This is a genomic window from Stenotrophomonas maltophilia group sp. RY12688, from assembly GCF_052149045.1.
Taxonomy (GTDB): Bacteria; Pseudomonadota; Gammaproteobacteria; order Xanthomonadales; family Xanthomonadaceae; genus Stenotrophomonas; species Stenotrophomonas sepilia.
The window spans coordinates 1,305,210-1,324,429 of sequence record NZ_CP197389.1 but is presented as its reverse complement, the minus strand read 5'-3'; the positions used below and the strand labels follow the sequence as shown (position 1 = coordinate 1,324,429).

Genomic DNA, 19,220 nt, shown 5'->3' with positions numbered 1-19,220 from the left:
GTGCAGGCCGTCACCGGGGTTTCGCAGGATGGTAACGGTCGTCGATGCACCCTGCCCCGTGCCATAGGAGGGGTGTCATGGGCGGGAATGGCCAACCAAGCAACGGCTCCACCATCATTCCGTGCCTGCGCTACCGCGACGCGCTGGCCGCCATCGACTGGCTGCAGCGGGCCTTCGGCTTCCATGCCCAGGCCGTGTATGCCGATGGCGATACGGTTTTCCATGCCCAGCTCACCTTCGGCAGCGGCATGATCATGCTGGGCTCGGCCAGCAACCAGAGTGCGTGGAGCAAACACGCGGCCCTGCCTGACGAGGTCGGCGGCCGCCAGACCCAGAGCGCCTGCGTGATCGTCACCGATGTCGATGCGCACTATGCGCGGGCCAAGGCGGCTGGAGCGCGCATCGTCATCGACATTGCCGACCAGGACTACGGTGGCCGCGGCTACGCCTGTGCCGATCCTGAAGGCTACCTGTGGTGGTTCGGCAGCTACGACCCCTGGCGCGAGGACCACAGCCAGTGACCGCTGCCGGCCAGATGGCGATCCGCTGCGGTATTGGCGGCTGGGTGTTTCCCGAGTGGCGCGGCGGCATGTTCTATCCGGTGGGACTGCCGCAGCGCGAGGAACTGGCCCATGCCAGCCGCGCCCTGCGCTGCATCGAGATCAACGGCACCTTCTACCGCACGCCGACTGCGGCCCAGTGCGCGCAGTGGGCCGCGCAGACGCCGGAAGGCTTCCGTTTCTCGATGAAGGCGCCACGCTACCTGGTGCAGCGCCGCGACCTGGCCAGCACCGTGGAAGCGGCCACGCCATTCCTGCAGGCGGCACTTGCGCTCGGTGACCGGCTCGGCCCGCTGCTGTGGCAGTTCGATCCGCACCATCCGGCCGACGCCGATGCATTGGAAGCGCTGATGGCGCAGCTGCCGAAGCAGCTCGAGGGCGTGCCGTTGCAGCACGCTCTGGAAGTGCGCAACGCCAAGGCACATGGACCGGCTCTGGTCACCGCCGCGCGCCGCCACGGCGTGGCGCTGGTGATCGAGGACAGCGACGAGGCGCTATTGCATGGCGATGTCAGTGCGGGCTTCGTCTGCGCGCGGATCAAGCGCAGCCAGGCCCGCTTGAACGAGGGCCTGCCTGCGTCCGTCCAGCAGCGCTGGGCTGAACGCGCACGACGCTGGTCACGCGGCGAGCCGGTGGACGACCTGCCCTGCCTGACCGGGCCCGCCCCGGAAACCCCGCGCGAGGTCTACCTGCTGTGCATCGGTGCCGGCAAGGCCCGCAACCCGGCCGCAGCGATGGCCCTGCAGCGCCTCATCGACGGCGCCAGCGGTCCAGCCCCCACAGCAGGGTCCAGCCCACCACGAAGACGCCCGCAACGCGCAGCACGTTGAGCAGGAAGGCCGCCAGGCCCAGGCGTTGCAGTTCGAGGAATGGATACGGCGCCTGTCCGGTCATTGCAGCGACCAGCATCGCCCAGCCAAGGTAGACCAGCGGTACCAGCAGCACGCCGCCCAGCGCGCGCCAGCGCAGCGCCCCATGCGGCAGCAGCCACCACCACCCCAGCAGGTACAGCGCCGGCACAGCGTAGTGCAGGCCGGCATCGACCCACCATTGCAGCCCGGTGGGCTGCCACAGCCCCTGCAACGCCAGCATGTAGATGCACGCGGTCACACCGATGCACAACGCGATCACCGCGGCGACAGTCGTGTCCAGCACACCCGCACGGATCAGCCTGACGCATCCCAGGCACACCGCCAGGTTGCTGAGAATCGTGAAGTAACCAACGAAGCGCAGTGTCGCCATGCCGACCCCGGCAGCCGCCCCGGGGCCGCGTAGCAGCAACAGGTATTGCAGCAGCAACGCGGTGGCGGCCGCCAGTGCAGTCAGTGCTGCCCATGCACGCAGGGCGGAGCGGTTGGCAGCCATTGCAGGGTTCCCCTGAGGAGTTTCCGCGAGCATGCCACAGGCGTCGCCGGCGACCGTACGATTGCCTCACAATAGGCCGATGAGCACACCCGACACCCGCAAAGCGCTGTGGCAGATCCATTTCTGTGTCCTGCTGTGGGGCATCACGGCCATCCTCGGCAAGCTGATCACCCTGCCCGCACTGCCGCTGGTGTGGTGGCGCATGCTGCTGGTGACGGCGATGCTGGCCCTGCTGCCGCGGGTCTGGCGCGGGTTGCGCACCCTGCCCCTGCGGCTGGTGGCAGGCTACGCCGGCATCGGCGCGCTGGTCGCCCTTCACTGGCTGACGTTCTACGGCGCGGTGAAGCTGGCCAATGCCTCGGTGGCTGCCACCTGCATCGCACTGGCACCGGTGTTCACCTCGATCATCGAGCCGTGGGTGGCCAAGCGGCCGTTCCAGCTGCGTGAGCTGGCGTTCGGCCTGGCGGTGCTGCCGGGTGTTGCGCTGGTGGTCGGTGGCGTGCCCGATGGCATGCGCCTGGGTGTGTTGATCGGCGCGATCTCGGCGCTGCTGGTGGCGGTGTTCGGTTCGCTCAACAAGCGCATGGTCAGCCATGCCGATCCGCTCACGGTCACCGCGCTGGAGCTGGGTGCCGGCACCCTCACCCTGACCCTGCTGGCGCCGCTGATGCCCTATCTGCTGCCGGCGCTGGCCAGCCCGCTGTGGGTGGTCCCGAATCTGCACGACGGGATCCTGCTGCTGGTGCTGGCCGGGTTCTGCACGCTGCTGCCGTTCGCCCTGGCCCTGGTCGCACTGCGCCACCTGAGCGCCTACACGGTGCAGCTGGTGACCAACCTGGAGCCGGTCTATGCGGTGGTACTGGCGGTGGTGCTGCTGCGCGAGCAGCACGAAGTCACCCCGTGGTTCTACCTGGGCGTGGCGATCATCGTCGGCGCGGTGTTCCTGCATCCGCTGCTGAACCGCCGCAAGCCGGTGCAGCATCCGGAAATCCTTGGCACGGCCGAAGCGCGCAACATCGCCGATTGAGTGCATCCACGCATGGCGTGGATGGCCGCATCAACGCTGCGGCCAATGCCAGGCCGGCGCATCCAGCAGGCCCTGCCCGCTCAACAGCGTGCGGCCCTGGTCCTTGTACAGATGCAGCGAATGGCACCCTGGCGCCTGTTCCAACGCCGCGATCAGCCGGCTGGCGTGCGACACCACCCATACCTGGCTGCGCGCACTGGCTGCGATGATGAGCCGCGCCAGCGCCGGCAGCAGGTCCGGGTGCAGGCTGGTCTCCGGTTCGTTGAGCACCATCAACGGCGGTGGGCGTGGTGTGTGCAGCGCCGCCGCCAGCAGCAGGAAGCGCAGCGTGCCGTCGGAGAGCTCGGCCATCGACAATGGCCGCAGCAACCCAGGTTGGTGGAAGCGCAGCGCCAAGCGTCCATCCAGCGCCTCGAAATCGACCGTGGCGCCCGGGAACGCGTCATCGACGCTGCGTGCCAACGCAACCGGGTCCCCGATCTCGAGGATGGTCACCCAGGCCGCCGCCAGGTCCCGGCCATCGTGATGCAGCACCGGCGTGCGCGTGGCCATCGCCGGTTGCCGCGCCGGGGCGTCGCCATCGCTGCGGAAATGGTCATAGAAGCGCCAGCAACGGATGTACTCACGCAGGGTGATCGTTTCGGGCATGCGCTGCGGATCGCCGACCTGGGTGAACAGGCTGTCGAACAGCGACAACCGGTCATCCACCAGATCCCAACCGCGCGCATGGCGCTGCCGCACCATCCCCCCGCGACGATCGACCAGCAGGTTGGCGCTGCGCAGGAACGGCCCGGCCCAGATCGCCTCGGCCTTGATCTGCGGATCCAGCGCAAACGGCGAACGGCTGGGCGGCGGATAGCCGAGATCGATGGCATAGCCCAATTCTTCGGTAGTGAAACCCAGCTTCAGCCCCACCGACACCTGCCGGAGCCCGCCCTGCAGCGGAATCTCGCCGGCCGCAACCCTGCGATCGATGGATTCGGGACCTGCCCACAGCGCCGAACCAAGCCCACCTTCGCGGGCCAGCACCGCCGCGACTCCGCCCTGTGCGGTCTCCGCCAGCAGGCGCAGCGCGCGGTACAGGCTGGACTTGCCACTGCCGTTGTCGCCGGTCACCACATTCAACCGCTGCAGCGGCAGTACCAGCCCATGCAACGAGCGATAGTGGGCGATGGCCAGGGTCTGCAACATGGTCGGCGTCCGGGAAGACAAAGCGTCATGCTGCCCACTCTTGATCGCAGGCGCTGCGACGCGATGTGAATCGGGAAGAGCATCCACGCATGGCGTGGATCTACCGGGCGGGGCACTTCAGCCCGCTACTTCCACCCGGTTGCGGCCATTGCCCTTGGCCCGGTACAGCGCCTTGTCGGCACGTGCCAGCGTGTCGTCCACGCTTTCACCGGGCTGGTGCTGGGCGATGCCGATACTGATCGTGACCGGGACGCCCAGCGGCAGGTCGGCCACGGCCAGGCGCAGGAACTCGCACTGAAGTTCGGCGGTGCGCAGGTCGGTTGCGGGCATCACTGCCACGAACTCCTCGCCGCCGTAGCGCGCCGCCATGCCACGGCCGGCGAAGTGCGAACGCAGCAGTGCGCCCAGTTCGGCCAGCACGCGGTCGCCGGTGGCGTGGCCCTGGAAGTCGTTGATGTGCTTGAAATGATCGATGTCCAGCAGCGCGACGCAGGCCTCAGCGGGCTGCTCCCCGGTCATCGCCACGGCCTCGTCCAGCGCCGCTGCCATCGCGCGGCGGTTCGGCAGGCCGGTCAGCGCATCAGTGCGGCTCTGCTCGGCCAGGTCGGCGTTCTGCGCCAGCAGCACGTCGTGGTACTCCGACAGCAGGCGCTCATAATCATCGCGTTCCAGCATGTGGTTCTGGATGTCGAGCGCGAAACGGCGCAACTCCATCACCAGCATCACCTGCCGCGACAGTGCGGCCAGCGCCTCGGCCTTGTCGCTGGCCAGGTGTTGCGGCTGTGCGTCGAACACGCACAGCGTACCCAGCGGCAAGCCGTCGGAGCTGATCAGCGGCGCGCCGGCATAGAAGCGGATGTGCGGATCGCCGACCACCACCGGATTGTCGTGGAAGCGCGCATCCTGCAGCGCATCCTCGACCACCATGATCTGCTGCGGCTGCAGGATGGCATGGCCACACATCGATTCGCTGCGCAGGTTTTCCGCCGCATTGATGCCCTGGATCGACTTGAACCATTGCCGTTCGACATCGATCAGGGTCACCGCCGCCATCGAGGTGCCGCAGACCGCCTTGGCGATCACCACCAGGTCGTCGAAGGATTTTTCTCGCTCCGAATCGAGGATGCGGTAGCGATACAGCGCCTCGAGCCGAAGGGCTTCGTTGGCGGGCTTGTCGGGCTTGATCATGCAACGTCACGTTCCGGCAGGTCACCGCGAAGTCTAGCGGAAGCCGGTGAGCAATCCGCATGGCGGTGGTGCCGGCCGTTGGCCGGCATCCCGGATACATCGCGCGCCCATTGCAGCCGGCCAGCGGCCGGCACTACCAGTCCAGCTGCTTCGGCAGCAGGCCCTGCAGCTCCTGCTCGGTCAGGTTGCGCCACTGGCCCGGCTTCAGCGCACCAATCTTGATGTTGTCGATGCGCACGCGGCGCAGCTGGGTCACGCGATAGCCGAACTCGGCGGCCATCAAGCGGATCTGCCGGTTCAGGCCCTGCTGCAGGGTGATGCGGAAACCGAACTTGGCGATGCGCGAAGTCTTGCATGGCAGCGTCATCTGGTCGTGGATGCGAACACCACGCGCCATGCCGCGCAGGAACTCATCGGTGACCGGCTTGTTCACCGCCACCAGGTATTCCTTCTGGTGGCCGTTCTCGGCCCGCAGGATCTGATTGACGATGTCGCCGTTGCTGGTCATCAGGATCAGGCCTTCGGACTCCTTGTCGAGGCGGCCGATCGGGAAGATGCGCTGTTCATGCCCGACGAAGTCGACGATGTTGCCCTTGACCGACGTCTCGGTCGTGCAGGTGACGCCGACCGGCTTGTTCAGCGCGATGTAGACGTGGCGGCGGGCGCCGGGCTTGCGGGCCACGCGCGCGCGCAGTGGCTGGCCATCCACCAGCACCTGGTCTTCCTCGCCCACCACCGCGCCGGTGCCGGCCGGATGGCCGTTGACGGTGACCCGGCGGGCGGCGATCAGGCGATCGGCCTCGCGGCGGGAGCAGAAGCCGGTGTCGGCGATGTGTTTGTTGAGTCGGGTGGTCATCGCCCTATTATCCGGCATCGCCGCCCGCCGCGCTTCATGCCAGGCCGGGTGGATCGAGTTCTTCGCCGTCGAACACCCGGTTGCGGCCGGCACGCTTGGCCACGTACATGGCATGGTCGGCCCGGCGCAGCAGCGCGGCGAGATCGTCCTCGCCCGGCCGCCACTGCGCCAGGCCGATGCTGGCGGTGACCTCCAGGCCGGGCACCTGCAGCGCCCGGGCCGCCTCCGTGATGTGCCGGCGCAGGCGATCCAGGCGCGCCGACGCCGCCTCGCGGGGCATGCCCGGCATCAGCAACAGGAACTCTTCGCCCCCCATCCGCACTACCTGGTCCTGGCTGCGTACCGCGGCACGCAATGCGCGCGCCACCGCCACCAGCACCTGGTCCCCCACGGCGTGGCCATGGCGGTCATTGATGTCCTTGAACAGATCGATATCGAGGAAGCCGATCACCAGCGGGCCACGCTCGCGGTCAACCCGCTCCAAGTGGCGGGCCAGCTGCTGCAGGCCGGCACGGCGGTTGGGCAGGCCGGTCAGGCCATCAGTCTCGGCCAGCTGGCGCAGTTCATCGCGCTGCTGGCGCAGGCGACCCAGCCGCTGGTTCAGTGCGTAGGCGGCCATCATCAGCAGCCAGGTCACCGCCAGCTGCAGGGCCTCCACGCGGTATTCCAGCAACCACGCCGCGCGGCAGGCGTCGGCCAGGATCAACACCAGCATCGGCGCCAGCGCCGCCAGCCCCGCCTGCGCCCAGCGGTCACCGCGCAGCCGTGCCCACACCCCGGCCATCAACGCCAGGCCACAGCCCAGCAGATAGGACACCTGCAGGCCCTGCGCCACCCAGGCCAGGCTGTCCCATGGCAGCCAAGGCACCAGTGCAGCCAACGCCAGCAATCCCCAAAGCGCCACCAGCTGGAACGGACGCGAACGCGGCAACAGGCGATCACCGCCATTCAGCCGCCACAGCGCCGGCAGCACCAAGGCCTGCGTGGCCGCAGTCAACACCAGCAGCCACCAGGCACCGCGCTCGCCCACCGGCAACCAGGGTTCCGGATAGCCGCTGAGGCCACCGAGGATGGCCTGCCAAAGCACCAGCACGGTGGTACCGGCGATGTAGACCAGGAAACTGCGGTCGCGGGTGGTGAGGAAGGCCATCAGTGCCGACAACGCCAGTGCGATCGCCACGGCGATGCAGGCCGCGCGCACCAGCAGGCGGGCGGTATCGTTCTGCTGCACTGGACTGGGCGCGCCCAGCCGAAGGGTGGGTACCCAACGCGCCTTCAACGGCGTCTGCCACGACACCAGGAATGGATCGTGACTGCCCGCTGGCGGCACCGCCACCAGCCCGATGCCTGCGCGGAAGCGTGAGTCTCGGGTACGGGCATCGTGCATGTTGCCGCAGATCTCGCGATCGCCATACTGCACGCGGACTTCGCCAGCGAACACATTGAACACGTCCAGGGCCTGCGGTTGCCCCGACCAGCCGCCCGGCGGCGCAGGCACCTGCACCTGCTGCCGGTGACCGGCCAGCATGTCCGGCGTGCATGCGCGATGTGGAGTGGGTTCATCGGTGGCTGCGCCGACCAGCAGGTAATCGCGGCCGGCTTCGACGGCAGCAGCCCACAGTGGCCACGGCGTGGCCAACCACACCAGCAGCACGACCAGCACCGCCCCTGTTCCGTACTGCCACTGCCTGCCGCCCACGCCACGTCCTGTTCCTGCTTACGCCCGCGCCCACTGCGCGTCGCCCCTGGCAGGCATTATCGCAGCCGCGGCTGCAACGCATGTGTAGACCAAAGTCGCCGACGGCGTTCAACCTGCGGCAGGCGGGCCCTGCACCGCCACCAGGCGCACCGGCCGCAGGTCGGCCAGGGTCATCCGTTCCAGTGGCTGCGGTCGCTCGACCGCATAGCCCTGCAGGCCCTGCACCCCAAGCCGGGTCAGCGCGGCGGCGACTTCGGCGGTCTCTACCCATTCGGCCACCACCTCCATCTGCAGCTCGCGCCCAAGTTCACTGATCGCGCGCACGGTGGCGTGGCTGACCGGATCGGTATCCATGTCGCGCACGAAGGCCCCGTCGATCTTCAGGATGTCGGCCGGCAGCTGGCGCAGGTAGCCGAACGAGGACAGCCCGGAGCCAAAATCGTCCAGCGCCATCCGGCAGCCGCGCGCCTTCACCGCATCGATGAACGCGCGCGCCTGGCTGAGGTTGCTGATCGCTGCGGTCTCGGTGATCTCGAAGCACAGCTTGGAGGCCAGCGCGCGATTGCGCTCCAGCAGGTCGCAGACGAAGGCGAGGAAGCCGGGTTCGGCGATCGACTGCGCCGACACGTTGACGTTGCACAGTCCCAGCTGCCGCACATGCGCCGGGCACACCTGCAGGTGCCGGAACAGCAGGCCGAGCACGTGCCGGTCCAGCGCCACGGCCATGCCATAGCGCTCCACCGCCGGCATGAACTGGCCCGGCAGGTGCAGGCTGCCATCGCTGCCGCGCATGCGTACCAGCACCTCGTAGTGCAGGTAGGTGGGATCGCCGACGCGGGCGATGCGCTGCGCATACAGCACCATGCGGTTCTCGGCCATGGCCAGGCTGACGCCCTGCAGCCGCTCGGCTTCCCGGCGCCGTTCCTCCAACGCCATGCGGTTCTCGTTGAAGCAGTGCACGCGGTTGCGCCCGGCCTGCTTGGCCGCATAGCAGGCACTGTCGGCGGCGCTCATCAACCAGTTCACATCCGGTGCATCGGCGCTGACCTCGACCACGCCGATGCTGCAGCTCAACTGCGGGCTGCCCTCGCTCACCGGGAACGTCGCCTGCCCCAGATTGCGGATCACCCGCTGCAGCACGCGCTTGGCCTCGTCCTGCCCGGCATGGGCGAGGAACACCGCGAACTCGTCCGCACCCAGCCGGCCCACCCAGTCACCATCGCGCACCGCCGCCACCAGGTAATCGGCGAAGCTGCGCAGCATCTGGTCGCCGGCGGCATGGCCGAAGCTGTCATTGACCAGCTTGAAATGGTCCAGGTTGATGTAGCACAGCGCGTGCGTACCACCTTCGCTGCGCACCTGCAGCAGCGCGCGTTCGAGCAGGCGCTCGATCTCGCGCCGGTTGATCAGGCCGGTCAGCGGGTCATGGCTGGCGTGGTGCTCGATCTCGCGCGCCAGTGCATGGTTCTGGCTGACGTCTTCGATGATCGCGAACACCGACAGGGCGCCGCCGGCGCTGCGCACACCGGTGCCGCTCCAGCGGCCCCAGACCAGGCTGCCATCACGACGGCGGAAGCGCAGCTCGCTCGGGCGCAGCTGGCGGTCCCAATCGATGCGCCCCACCCCGTCAATGACCAGCTCGCCGTCCATCAGCAGGTCAGCCAGCGACAGCTGCAGCAGCACGTCGCGGCGATGATCGAGGATGTCGGCCATCGCCTGGTTGGCCTCGATCACCTTGCCTTCGGTATCGAGCTTGAGCATGCCGACGTTGGCCTGGTAGAACGCTGCGCGGAAGCGGCTCTCGTGTTCGGTCAGGTCCTTGCCGACGCGGCGCGCCAGGGCCACCGCCATCAGGCTGATCGCCAGCACCGACAGGCCCGCGACCATCAACGTGGCCAGCCTCACCAGCGTCGCCATCCGCAGCAGCGCCTGTGAGAACGCCTGGCTCTGCACCTTCATCCGCTGGTCCAGGTCGCGCAGCTGCTGCAGGTAGTGGTCACGCATGGCTGCCACTACGGGGCCACCCTCGTGCCGCCGCTGCAACTCATCGACCAGGCGCTGCAGCGCCATCAGGTCCCCGTCGGTCTGCCGCCATAACGCGGTCGCTTCGCGGAAGGCACCGATATCCCGCGCGTAGCGGAACGAAAACACCAGGCGCGGAATGTCGGCGTGCGCGTTGCCCCCCTGCAGGAAGCCCTGCCGGGCCTTCTCTTCGTCAGGCTCCGCCTGTTCCAGCGCCAACCGCGCCTGCAGATCGCCCAACGGCACCTGCAGGGCCTGGCGTGCATCGTCCAGGTCCTGGGCATCACCGCGCGCCAGGTAGCGACTGAGCGCGGCGGTCGCATCCTGCTGACCGCGCGACCAGTATCCCTGGCCGGCGATCCAGGCGGTGGAGGCCGCCTGCAGTTCCTGGATCAACGCCGACAGTGCGACCAGTCCGATCGCCATGCCGGTCAACAACGCAAAACGCAGTCCCAGCCCCCGGGTCATCGGCACCCGCCGGCTCTGTTGGTCCGTGCCACTCCTACCCATCCCGGATCCCCCCGAATGTGCTGCGGTGACAACCTCCTTTGGAACCGGGCCAGCCTATGACCGGCAATGTGTTGACCATGCGAAAAAGGGGACGGAGGGGATTAAGTCGTTTTCGGCATAAGCGCATGGCCTGCCAAATACGACTTAATCCCCTCCGTCCCCTTTTCCTGTGCGCCAGCCCGGGGGCTGGCGTTGTTCTTGACGGCTGCGGGTGCGGCTTAGAAGCTGCGCGGGCCGCGCGGCTTGAAGCCGTCACGACGTGGCGGGCGGCTGTCGCGGTCACCGCCGCGGTCGCCCCCATGGCCACCCGGACCACCACGACGCGGGCCACCCGGGCCGCCCGGACCACGCTTGTCGAAGCGCGGCTTGAACGGACGCGGGGCCGGATTGATCTCTTCACCGGCCGCCAGCGGACGCATCTGCAACTGCTGGCCGGACACCCACACCTTCTGCAGGTGCGACAGCACGTCCGGCGGCATCTGTGCCGGCAGGTCCAGCAGCGAGAAGTCGTCGTGGATGTCGATGCGGCCGATGAAGCGGCTTTCCAGGCCGGCTTCGTTGGCGATGGCGCCGACGATGTTGGCCGGCTTCACGCCGTGCTGGTGGCCCACCGAAATGCGGTAGGTCTCCATGCCCTGCTCCGGCGCACCACGCGGCGGAACCTCGCGGCGCGGACGCGGCTCGAAACCACCTTCGGCGTCGTCGCGACGCGGGCCACGCTCGAAGCGCGGCCCCCGCTCGTTGCGGTCGAAGCGATCGCCACGCTCCGGGCGGTCGCCACGGTCGAAGCGCTCGCGCGGCGCGCGCTCTTCACGCGGGGCACGCACCGGCGGCTGCAGCAGGAACGGGGTATCGCCCTGCAGCATCCTGGCCAGCGCGGCGGCGATCTCGATGGCCGGCACGTTCTGCTCGTTCTCGAAGCGCTCCAGCAGCTGGCGGTAGAAGTCCAGGCCGCCGGCGCCGAGCGTTTCGCTGATGCGCGAGGTGAACTTGTTGATGCGGGTGTCGTTGACCGCTTCCACGCTCGGCAGCTGCATCTCTTCGATCGGCTGGCGGGTGGCACGCTCGATCTGGCGCAGCATGCCCTTCTCGCGCGGGGTGGCGAACAGGATCGCCTCGCCGCTGCGGCCGGCACGGCCGGTACGGCCGATGCGATGCACGTAGCTCTCGGTGTCGTACGGGATGTCGTAGTTCAGCACGTGGCTGATGCGCTCCACGTCCAGGCCGCGGGCGGCCACGTCGGTGGCGACCAGGATGTCCAGCTTGCCTTCCTTCAGCATGGCAATGGTCCGCTCGCGCTGGGCCTGCTGCATGTCACCGTTGATGGCGGCAGCGGCCAGGCCACGCGCCTGCAGCTTGCTGGCCAGTTCTTCGGTGCCGGCCTTGGTGCGCGCGAAGATGATCATCGCGTCGAAAGGCTCGACTTCCAGGATGCGGGTCAGCGCGTCCAGCTTATGCATGCCGCTCACCCACCAGTAGCGCTGGCGGATGTTGGCCGAGGTGGTGGTCTTGGCCGCGATGGTCACTTCCACCGGGTTCTGCAGGTAGGTCTGCGCGATGCGACGGATCTGCGGCGGCATGGTGGCCGAGAACAGCGCCACCTGGCGCTGCTCCGGCAGCTTCTTCAGCACCGCTTCGACATCGTCGATGAAGCCCATGCGCAGCATTTCATCGGCTTCGTCCAGCACCAGGGTCTTCAGCTCGGACAGGTCCAGGGTGCTGCGGTCCAGGTGATCGATCACGCGGCCGGGGGTACCGACCACGATATGCACGCCACGGCGCAGCGCCGACAGCTGCTGGCCGTAGGGCTGGCCGCCGTACACCGGCAGCACGCGGAAGCCCGGGATCTTCGACGAATAGGACTGGAACGCCTCGGCAACCTGGATGGCCAGTTCGCGGGTCGGCGCCAGGATCAGGGCCTGGGGCTTGATCTGCTGCAGGTCGATGTTGGACAGTACCGGCAGTGCGAACGCAGCGGTCTTGCCGGTACCAGTCTGGGCCTGGCCCAGCACGTCGCGGCCTTCCAGCATCGCCGGGATGGTAGCGGCCTGGATCGGCGACGGGGTTTCGTAGCCGATGGCGGTGACCGCCTGCATCACGGGCTCGGACAGGCCGAGCTGCGCGAACTGCAGCGGCGCTTGGGAATCTTGGGACATGGGGAACTCCGAAGGCACTGCCGTCTTCCTGGCAGTGCGATAAAAAGGGTGATGGTCCGCGCTTTGGGCGCCCTTCTTATCGCGTGCCCTGGCGCTGCTCGGTCGGAGGAGATTTCACTCGCTCAGAGCGGAATGATACCGCATTGATCCTGAACGAGGCGTACAGCTTTCCATGCGCGTGCCGTCATGCCCCGTGCTAGCGCACAATACGCGCCCTTCTTTCCGGCCCGGCCGCTGGCCTGCGCCCTCTTTCCAGGACCCCTCGCTCCATGCAGATTCTCGAATTCGACCTCGACGGCGACTACGTCGAACTCAAGCAGCTGTTGAAGCTGGCCGACCTGGTCACCAGCGGCGGCGAGGCCAAGATGGTCATCAGCGAGGGCCAGGTGCGGGTCGACGGTGAGGTCGAACTGCGCAAGGCCTGCAAGATCCGCGCAGGCCAGGTGGTCGAGTTCGCCGACAGCCAGATCCGCGTGCTGGCCGCTGGCTGATCCGAGGGTGTTCAGGCCACGCGCTGGGTCAGGTGCGAGGCGATCAGCTGCCTGAACGGCGCCACGCCCTGCGCCAGGCGCAGGCCCGCGGCCCGCAGCAGGCGTGCCGGGCGACGATCGTCGGTGTACAGGCTGGCGATCGCATTGGTGGCCTCGTACAGCGGCCGCGACGCCAACCGATGACCGCGCTGGTAGCTGGCCAGCATGCCGGCGGCGGCAATGTCGGCACCGCGCCGCTGCTGCGCGACGATGCCCTGTGCCAGCCGCTGTGCGCTGGCCAGTCCCAGATTGAAGCCGTGCGCGGTGACCGGGTGCATGCCCACCGCGGCATCGCCGATCAGCGCGGAACGCTCGCCGACGAAACGGTGCGCGTACACACCTACCAGCGGATACGCCTGCGGCGTGGCCACCGGCTGCATGCGGCCCAGCCGATGCTCAAAGCAGGCACTGATGGCATCGCCGAAGGCCACCTCGTCCATCGCCAGCAGTTCTTCGATCTGCCGCGGCGGCAGCGTGATCACCGCCGATGCCTGGCCCTCGTTGAGCGGCAGCAGCGCCATGGTGCGGCCGTAGCCGAACCACTCCCAGGCCGTGTGGTGATGGTCGCGCTCGACCTGCATGCGGCATACCAGCATCGACTTGCCGAAGTCGCGCATCTGCGCACCGATGCCGAGCATGCGGCGGGTGGCGGAGAAGCGGCTGTCAGCCGCGACCAGCAGTCGCGCGTGCAGTTGACTGCCGTCATCGAGTCTGACCACGTGGCCCTGCGCATCGGCCTGCACGCCCAGCACCTTGCGCCCATCGAACAGCTCCAGCGCATCCTGGCCCTGCACGGCATCCCAGGCGGCGCGGCGGATCAGGTGGTTGGGCACCAGCCAGCCCAGCGGCTGGCCATCAACCTGGCTGCTGGCGAAGGTCAACGCGAACGGCGAGCCGCCGTTCATCACCCTGGCATCGCGCAGCTCGGCGACTTCGGCCTGCGGCAGGCGCTGCCACAGCCCCAGTTGCTCCATGCTCTGCCGCGAGGCATGGGTCAGCGCGATCTCGCGGCCATCGAAGGCGGCTTCGGCCAGGGCCTGGCGCGGCTGCACTTCGACCAGCCCGACCTGCAGGCCACTGCCGGCCAGCGCACGCGCGAAGCACAGGCCCGCCGGTCCAGCGCCGACCACCACCACGTCCATCCTGCGCATGCGCGCCTCCTGCCGTTGATTCAGTCCGGGCCAGCATAGCGCCGCGCGCATGACTGGCCTTGATCTGGATCAGGCCCGGCTACAGCAGTGCGAACACCAGCGCCAGGATCGACAGCAGCGATACGAGCCAGACCAGGCTGCGCAGGTAGGGCACGCCTGCGGCATACAGCGGCAGGTAGACCACACGCGCCCAGACGTAGGCCTGCGCAGCCAGCGCCGTGGTGTCGTTGCTGCGCCCGGCCACGACCACCGCGATGGCGGCAGCGGCGAAGAACGGGAACGTTTCCAGGAAGTTGGCCTGCGCACGCTGCAGGCGACCGGCCAGCGCGCTGAGCGGCTTTGCATCGCCATCGCGTGCCGAGGCATTCCACTTCATCCCGCGCTCGCGGGTGACCACGGTGGAGGTGGCGAAGATGTAGACAAAGCCCAGCAGCACCGACCAGGCCAGCATTGTCAGCTCAGTTGCCATCGTTCATCTCCTCAGGGTGCCGACGCGCGCAGGCTGTAACCGGCCAGGCGCCAGACCTGGTCTTCGTCGAAGCGGAACGAGACCAGCTCGCGCACCGGCTGCGCGCTGTTGGCGAAACGGGTCGGGAAGCTGACGTTGATGTACAGCCCTTCCGGCACTGCGGCGCCGGGGCTGTACTTGACCCGGGTGATGGTCGGCTGGCCACGCCCGGCCAGCGCACCCAGGCGCGTGCGCTCGGCGGCCAACTGGCTGACGAAGGTGGCTTTCGGCACCGCACGGCGCGCGACGGCCGAAGCGCCATCCCACAATTCGCCGGCGCGGTTGGCATCGACCAGCTGCGCCGCCTTCAACGCAGCCGCGCCCATTTCCGCGTCCTGCTTCTGCACCTGGGCCTGCTGCGCAGCGGTCAACGCCGGGGCACCGGCAGTGGCGGGCTTCGCAGCCGCCGGCGATGCGGGGGCCGGGCGTGCCGGAGCTGGTGCAGGCGTGGCCGGCGCAGGTGCCTGCGCCAACGCAGTCAGGGGCAGCAGGGACAGCAGCAGGAGCACGCGCTTCATGGACACCGCCGGTTTTCTGGAGAGAACCGCAGTCTACGCCAGCGCGGTGACTATGCTGTCAGCGTGCCGGGGCGTCGCCCTCCACCGCTGCCGCATCAGCCTGCGCGGCGGGCGCGGCGGCGTTCCCTGGCGCCTGTTCGGCCACCGGCGGGGGCTCCGGCGGCGCTGGTGGCAGCGTCGCCACATCGATCTCCGACAGCGGGCTTTCGTCGGGACAGACCGCGTCCGGGAAGCCGAAGCGCTGCTTCAACGCCTGGCCACAACTGTTGATCGACTCCATGTCGGCGCCTTCGCGCTTGCACTGCTGGTCGAAGGCGACCAGGAAGGCGTCCTTGCGCTGCACGAAATCGTCGCCGCAGGCACGCATCTGCTTGATCCGTTCCAGATCGTCCTGCACCGCATTGGTGCCATCCAGGCCGTACTGGCGCAGTTCGTCCGGGGTCAGCAGGCGCAGGCTGCGGTTGGGCACGGTCATCATCAGATCGGCCACACCGACCGCCACGCCGTTGCGCTGCAGGTAGTCCTTCACGTTGTCGTAGACCTCGTGCAGCTCGCGGTTGAGCTCGGCGCGCGAGGTGGCCTTGGAGCTGATGCGCATCATGCGGTGGATGCCGACCTTGCCCGACAGCAGGCGGTTGTCGCCGGCGGCCAGCACGAACACGCAGGCGCTGTGGCAGATCGAGCCTTCGCGCACCCAGATGGTCCAGCCCGATTCACCGATGCTGTCACCGGCGACGATCGCCGACTCCACCTGCCCGCCACTGGAATCCAGGTCAAGGATGCGCTTGTGGATCTTCTGCTGGTCGGCCACCACCGCCAGACGCCACATCATCTCGGCGAAGCCCGGATTGATCTTGCCGGCGTAGCGCACGCGCATCAGGCCACGCTCGGCGCACGGGGCCAGGGCCTGGGTGATCTGCTCGCGCTGCAGGCCTTCCAGCTCGACACCGTCGCCAGCTTCGCCGGCGTACTCGGTGCTGCAACTGATCCAGGCGCGTCCATTCTCCAGCTGCGCCTGCGGCCACGGCCGGTCCTGCCGGCTGCGCGGCGGTGCCGGCGGCGGCGGTGCGTCAGCCGCATTGATCGACACCATGTTCTCGCCATCGCTGGACGGCGCCCGCGCGGCCTTGTCGGCGGCAGTCACATTGCCCGGATTCTCCAGCTGGCTGCAGCCCGCCAGGGCCAGGCACAACAGGGGCAACCAGCGGAGTTTGGCGGACATCGGGCAACCGGTCTTCACGTGAGCAAGAGCCACAGTCTACCCGTCCAGGCCGCGCATTCAGTGCGTGGTGATGAACCCCTTCTGACCCTTGGGGAAAAAGCGTGTCGACCAAGGTCGACACCTACCAGAGCGGGATGCCCTTCCGACAGATCGCAGGAACCTGTCGAAGGCGGGGTGGGTCCGGTTGCGGGAGTGTCCGCGGCATGGATGCCGCGGCCAAGCCCCCAAGGACGGGTTTACGGCGTCTCCCGCAACCGGGCCCACCCCGCCTCCCCACAGAAAACCAGCTTCTGCCGTTGCCGTTGCCGTTGCCGGCCAGCGGCCGGCACTACCGCGGGTGCCGGGCGCAGCCCAGCCTGCCCCCCTTTCAGCATCCATGTCCGAATGTGGCGAGTATCGCCGCCCGCGCGGGCCTAGACTGGCGCCATGGACACCGCCCTCGCCCTCGACACCGCCGCCTGCGACCGCGCCCGCCTGGCCCGCGACGCACGCTTCGACGGCGTGTTCTTCACCGCCGTGCGCAGCACCGGCATCTACTGCCGCCCGGTGTGCCCGGCACCGCCGCCGAAGCCGCGCAACATCACCTACTTCCCCACCGCCGCGGCCGCCGCGGCCGCCGGGTACCGCCCCTGCCTGCGCTGCCGCCCGGAATTGGCACCGCAGGCCCAGCAGGCCCTGGCCGGACAGACCGTGCAGCGCGCACTGGCGCTGATCCACGGCGGCTTCCTGCAGGAGCAGCCGGTGGCCGATCTTGCAACGAAGCTCGGCCTCAGCGCGCGCCAACTGCAGCGCCTGTTCGTCGAACATCTCGGCGCAACGCCCGGGCAGATCCACGCAACCCATCGCCTGTTGCTGGCCAAACAGTTGCTGACCGAAACCACGCTGGCGGTGACCGACGTCGCGCTGGCTGCCGGCTACAACAGCCTGCGCCGCTTCAGTACCGCGTTCCTGCAGGGCTGTGGGATGGCGCCGACCGCCCTGCGTCGCCAGCATCAACCGTTGGCTGCAGATGATGGCGGCCTGGTGCTGCGCCTGGGCTACCGTCCACCACTGGACTTCCCACGCATGCTGGCCTTCCTGCGCAAACGCAGCCTGCCCGGCATCGAACTGATCGGTGAAGACAGCTACCAGCGCGTATTGGGCGCGCCGGAGCGCCCCACCCTGCTGCGCGTCACCGCCGATTCGAAGCGCCCGGAACTTCGCCTGCAATTGGGCGCGGTGGATCCGCGCTTGATCCCTGACATCGTGCGCCGCGTGCGTCGCGTGTTCGATCTGGATGCCGACCTGCAGCAGGTGCATGCCGCGCTCGGCGAGGAACCTCTGCTGGCGCGCGGGATCGCCGAGCGCCCCGGGCTGCGCGTGCCCGGCGGCTGGGATGGCTTCGAGGTGGGCGTACGCGCGGTGCTCGGGCAGCAGGTCAGCGTGGCCGCGGCCACCACCTTCGCGCGGCGCCTGGTCGACGCCTATGGCGCGCACCTGCCGGGCATGCCATCCGACTTCGATCGCCAGTTTCCAGCGCCCGAGGTACTGGCCGAGGCACCATTGGAGTCAATCGGCCTGCCGCGCAGCCGCGCCGCCACCGTGCGCGCCCTGGCCGCCGCCTGCGCCAGCGGCCGGCTCGACTTCGGGCCCGGCCAGGCCTTGGAGGAATTCGTTGCGCGCTGCGTTGCACTGCCCGGCATCGGCCCCTGGACCGCGCAGTACATCGCCCTGCGTGGCCTCGGCCAGCCCGATGCCTTCCCGGCCGGCGATCTTGTACTGCAGCAGGTGCTCGGCCACGCGCAGGGCCAGCGCCTGAACGAACGCGCGACCGAAGCGCGCTCGCAACCCTGGCGCCCGTGGCGCGCCTACGCGGTGCTGCACCTGTGGCACCTGTCCGGCACGTTCGTTGGAGAACCGACATGACCCTGTTGTTCGATCGTTTCGACAGCCCGATCGGCGTATTGACCATCGCCGGTGACGAGCGTGGTCTTGCGCACGTGCTGTTTCCGGAGAACCGTCACCCCGCACGCGGGCGCGACGGCTGGCATTACGCACCGGATGCACTGCCGGAGGCACGCGAACAGCTGCTGCAGTTCCTGCACGGTGAACGCAGCCGGTTCGACCTGCAGCTGGCACCACGCGGCACGCCGTTCCAGCTGCGCGTGTGGCAGGCGCTGGCGTTGATTCCGTTCGGCCAGACCTGGAGCTATCTGCAGTTGGCGCAGCACCTGGGCCAACCCAGCGCGACCCGCGCGGTGGGCGCGGCCAATGGCCGCAATCCATTGCCGATCATCCTGCCCTGCCACCGCGTGATCGGCAGCAACGGTGCACTGACCGGCTTCGGTGGCGGCCTGGAAACCAAGGCCGCGCTGCTGCGGCTGGAACAGCGCCAGGCCCCGCTGTTCGCCTGAGAGGGCCGGCCGGGCTGCGCCCGGCACCCGCAGAGGCAACGGCAAGGTCAAGAGCCAATACAGCTCCGATTTTCTACGCGTTGGGTGGGGCGGTATGGGTGGGCAGGACACGCCGTAAACCCATCCATGGGGGCTCGATGGCGCCATCCATGGCGCCAACGGTCCTGCCCACCCACACCGCCCCACCTTCGAAAGATTCCCGCGGCGGCTGGCAGGTGTCGACCTTGGTCGACACGATAGATCCACGCCATGCGTGGATGGAGGTATCTGGAATCTGTCTGGAGAAAAGCCCCCTTCTTGTTGAAGGACGCGCGCCGACAGGCG

17 protein-coding genes are annotated in these 19,220 nt (G+C 68.5%); 6 read left to right on the top strand and 11 right to left on the bottom strand.

Features of this window, described 5'->3' with window-relative positions; all coding sequences use genetic code 11:
- The first annotated feature begins 77 nt into the window (after positions 1 to 77).
- Both ACS0OT_RS06120 and ACS0OT_RS06115 read left to right on the top strand, forming a co-directional pair.
- On the top strand, positions 78 to 521 hold the full coding sequence (locus ACS0OT_RS06120; protein ID WP_065177450.1) for a VOC family protein: 444 nt from the start codon (positions 78 to 80) through the stop codon (positions 519 to 521).
- Complete coding sequence (locus ACS0OT_RS06115; protein ID WP_442256087.1) at positions 518 to 1,390, top strand: DUF72 domain-containing protein; 873 nt, start codon at positions 518 to 520, stop codon at positions 1,388 to 1,390. The genes ACS0OT_RS06120 and ACS0OT_RS06115 overlap by 4 nt, the downstream gene beginning before the upstream one ends.
- On the opposite strand, the gene ACS0OT_RS06110 is transcribed toward ACS0OT_RS06115, so the two are convergent.
- Positions 1,311 to 1,925, bottom strand: a complete 615-nt coding sequence (locus ACS0OT_RS06110; protein WP_164093555.1) for a Pr6Pr family membrane protein — start codon at positions 1,923 to 1,925, stop codon at positions 1,311 to 1,313. The genes ACS0OT_RS06115 and ACS0OT_RS06110 overlap by 80 nt on opposite strands.
- Positions 1,926 to 2,004: 79 nt before the next feature.
- Between ACS0OT_RS06110 and ACS0OT_RS06105 the strand changes: the two genes are divergently transcribed.
- Positions 2,005 to 2,952 (top strand): DMT family transporter, encoded by a 948-nt coding sequence (locus tag ACS0OT_RS06105; protein ID WP_061479504.1) that lies wholly within the window; start codon positions 2,005 to 2,007, stop codon positions 2,950 to 2,952.
- A gap of 30 nt (positions 2,953 to 2,982) precedes the next feature.
- Here the strand turns inward: ACS0OT_RS06105 and ACS0OT_RS06100 are convergent, their stop codons facing one another.
- The 6 genes from ACS0OT_RS06100 to ACS0OT_RS06075 all read right to left on the bottom strand — a co-directional run bounded on the left by ACS0OT_RS06100 (position 2,983) and on the right by ACS0OT_RS06075 (position 12,574).
- Entirely contained in the window at positions 2,983 to 4,143 is a 1,161-nt protein-coding gene (locus ACS0OT_RS06100) for an AAA family ATPase (protein ID WP_139726921.1), read from the bottom strand.
- Positions 4,144 to 4,260: 117 nt separating this feature from the next.
- A complete protein-coding gene (locus ACS0OT_RS06095; protein WP_065186382.1) occupies positions 4,261 to 5,331 on the bottom strand; it encodes a GGDEF domain-containing protein in 1,071 nt (356 codons plus the stop codon).
- 133 nt (positions 5,332 to 5,464) lie between these two features.
- Positions 5,465 to 6,187 (bottom strand): pseudouridine synthase, encoded by a 723-nt coding sequence (locus tag ACS0OT_RS06090; protein WP_005408708.1) that lies wholly within the window; start codon positions 6,185 to 6,187, stop codon positions 5,465 to 5,467.
- A gap of 34 nt (positions 6,188 to 6,221) precedes the next feature.
- Positions 6,222 to 7,886: a sensor domain-containing diguanylate cyclase gene (locus ACS0OT_RS06085; protein ID WP_065177455.1), complete on the bottom strand. Its 1,665-nt coding sequence runs from the start codon at positions 7,884 to 7,886 to the stop codon at positions 6,222 to 6,224.
- A gap of 108 nt (positions 7,887 to 7,994) precedes the next feature.
- On the bottom strand, positions 7,995 to 10,418 hold the full coding sequence (locus ACS0OT_RS06080; RefSeq protein WP_065186384.1) for a putative bifunctional diguanylate cyclase/phosphodiesterase: 2,424 nt from the start codon (positions 10,416 to 10,418) through the stop codon (positions 7,995 to 7,997).
- Between the two features lie 218 nt (positions 10,419 to 10,636).
- Positions 10,637 to 12,574: a DEAD/DEAH box helicase gene (locus ACS0OT_RS06075; protein ID WP_065186385.1), complete on the bottom strand. Its 1,938-nt coding sequence runs from the start codon at positions 12,572 to 12,574 to the stop codon at positions 10,637 to 10,639.
- Between the two features lie 269 nt (positions 12,575 to 12,843).
- Here ACS0OT_RS06075 and ACS0OT_RS06070 point away from each other — a divergent pair, with 269 nt between their 5' ends.
- Positions 12,844 to 13,065, top strand: a complete 222-nt coding sequence (locus ACS0OT_RS06070; RefSeq protein WP_014036469.1) for an RNA-binding S4 domain-containing protein — start codon at positions 12,844 to 12,846, stop codon at positions 13,063 to 13,065.
- Between the two features lie 11 nt (positions 13,066 to 13,076).
- Here ACS0OT_RS06070 and ubiM read toward each other — a convergent pair whose 3' ends face one another.
- The 4 genes from ubiM to ACS0OT_RS06050 all read right to left on the bottom strand — a co-directional run bounded on the left by ubiM (position 13,077) and on the right by ACS0OT_RS06050 (position 16,503).
- Positions 13,077 to 14,255, bottom strand: a complete 1,179-nt coding sequence (gene ubiM, locus ACS0OT_RS06065; RefSeq protein WP_065177458.1) for a 5-demethoxyubiquinol-8 5-hydroxylase UbiM — start codon at positions 14,253 to 14,255, stop codon at positions 13,077 to 13,079.
- Positions 14,256 to 14,334: 79 nt separating this feature from the next.
- Positions 14,335 to 14,724, bottom strand: coding sequence for an MAPEG family protein (locus ACS0OT_RS06060; protein ID WP_262090878.1), 390 nt, complete (start codon positions 14,722 to 14,724; stop codon positions 14,335 to 14,337).
- 11 nt (positions 14,725 to 14,735) lie between these two features.
- Positions 14,736 to 15,281: a DUF4019 domain-containing protein gene (locus ACS0OT_RS06055; RefSeq protein WP_005415810.1), complete on the bottom strand. Its 546-nt coding sequence runs from the start codon at positions 15,279 to 15,281 to the stop codon at positions 14,736 to 14,738.
- A 58-nt stretch (positions 15,282 to 15,339) separates the two neighbouring features.
- Positions 15,340 to 16,503 (bottom strand): hypothetical protein, encoded by a 1,164-nt coding sequence (locus ACS0OT_RS06050; protein WP_262090877.1) that lies wholly within the window; start codon positions 16,501 to 16,503, stop codon positions 15,340 to 15,342.
- Positions 16,504 to 16,929: 426 nt separating this feature from the next.
- On the opposite strand from ACS0OT_RS06050, the gene ACS0OT_RS06045 reads away from it, so the two are divergent.
- A complete protein-coding gene (locus tag ACS0OT_RS06045) occupies positions 16,930 to 18,408 on the top strand; it encodes a DNA-3-methyladenine glycosylase 2 family protein (protein ID WP_262090876.1) in 1,479 nt (492 codons plus the stop codon).
- A complete protein-coding gene (locus ACS0OT_RS06040) occupies positions 18,405 to 18,896 on the top strand; it encodes a methylated-DNA--[protein]-cysteine S-methyltransferase (protein ID WP_005415806.1) in 492 nt (163 codons plus the stop codon). Before ACS0OT_RS06045 ends, ACS0OT_RS06040 begins: the two co-directional genes overlap by 4 nt.
- Positions 18,897 to 19,220: the final 324 nt, after the last annotated feature.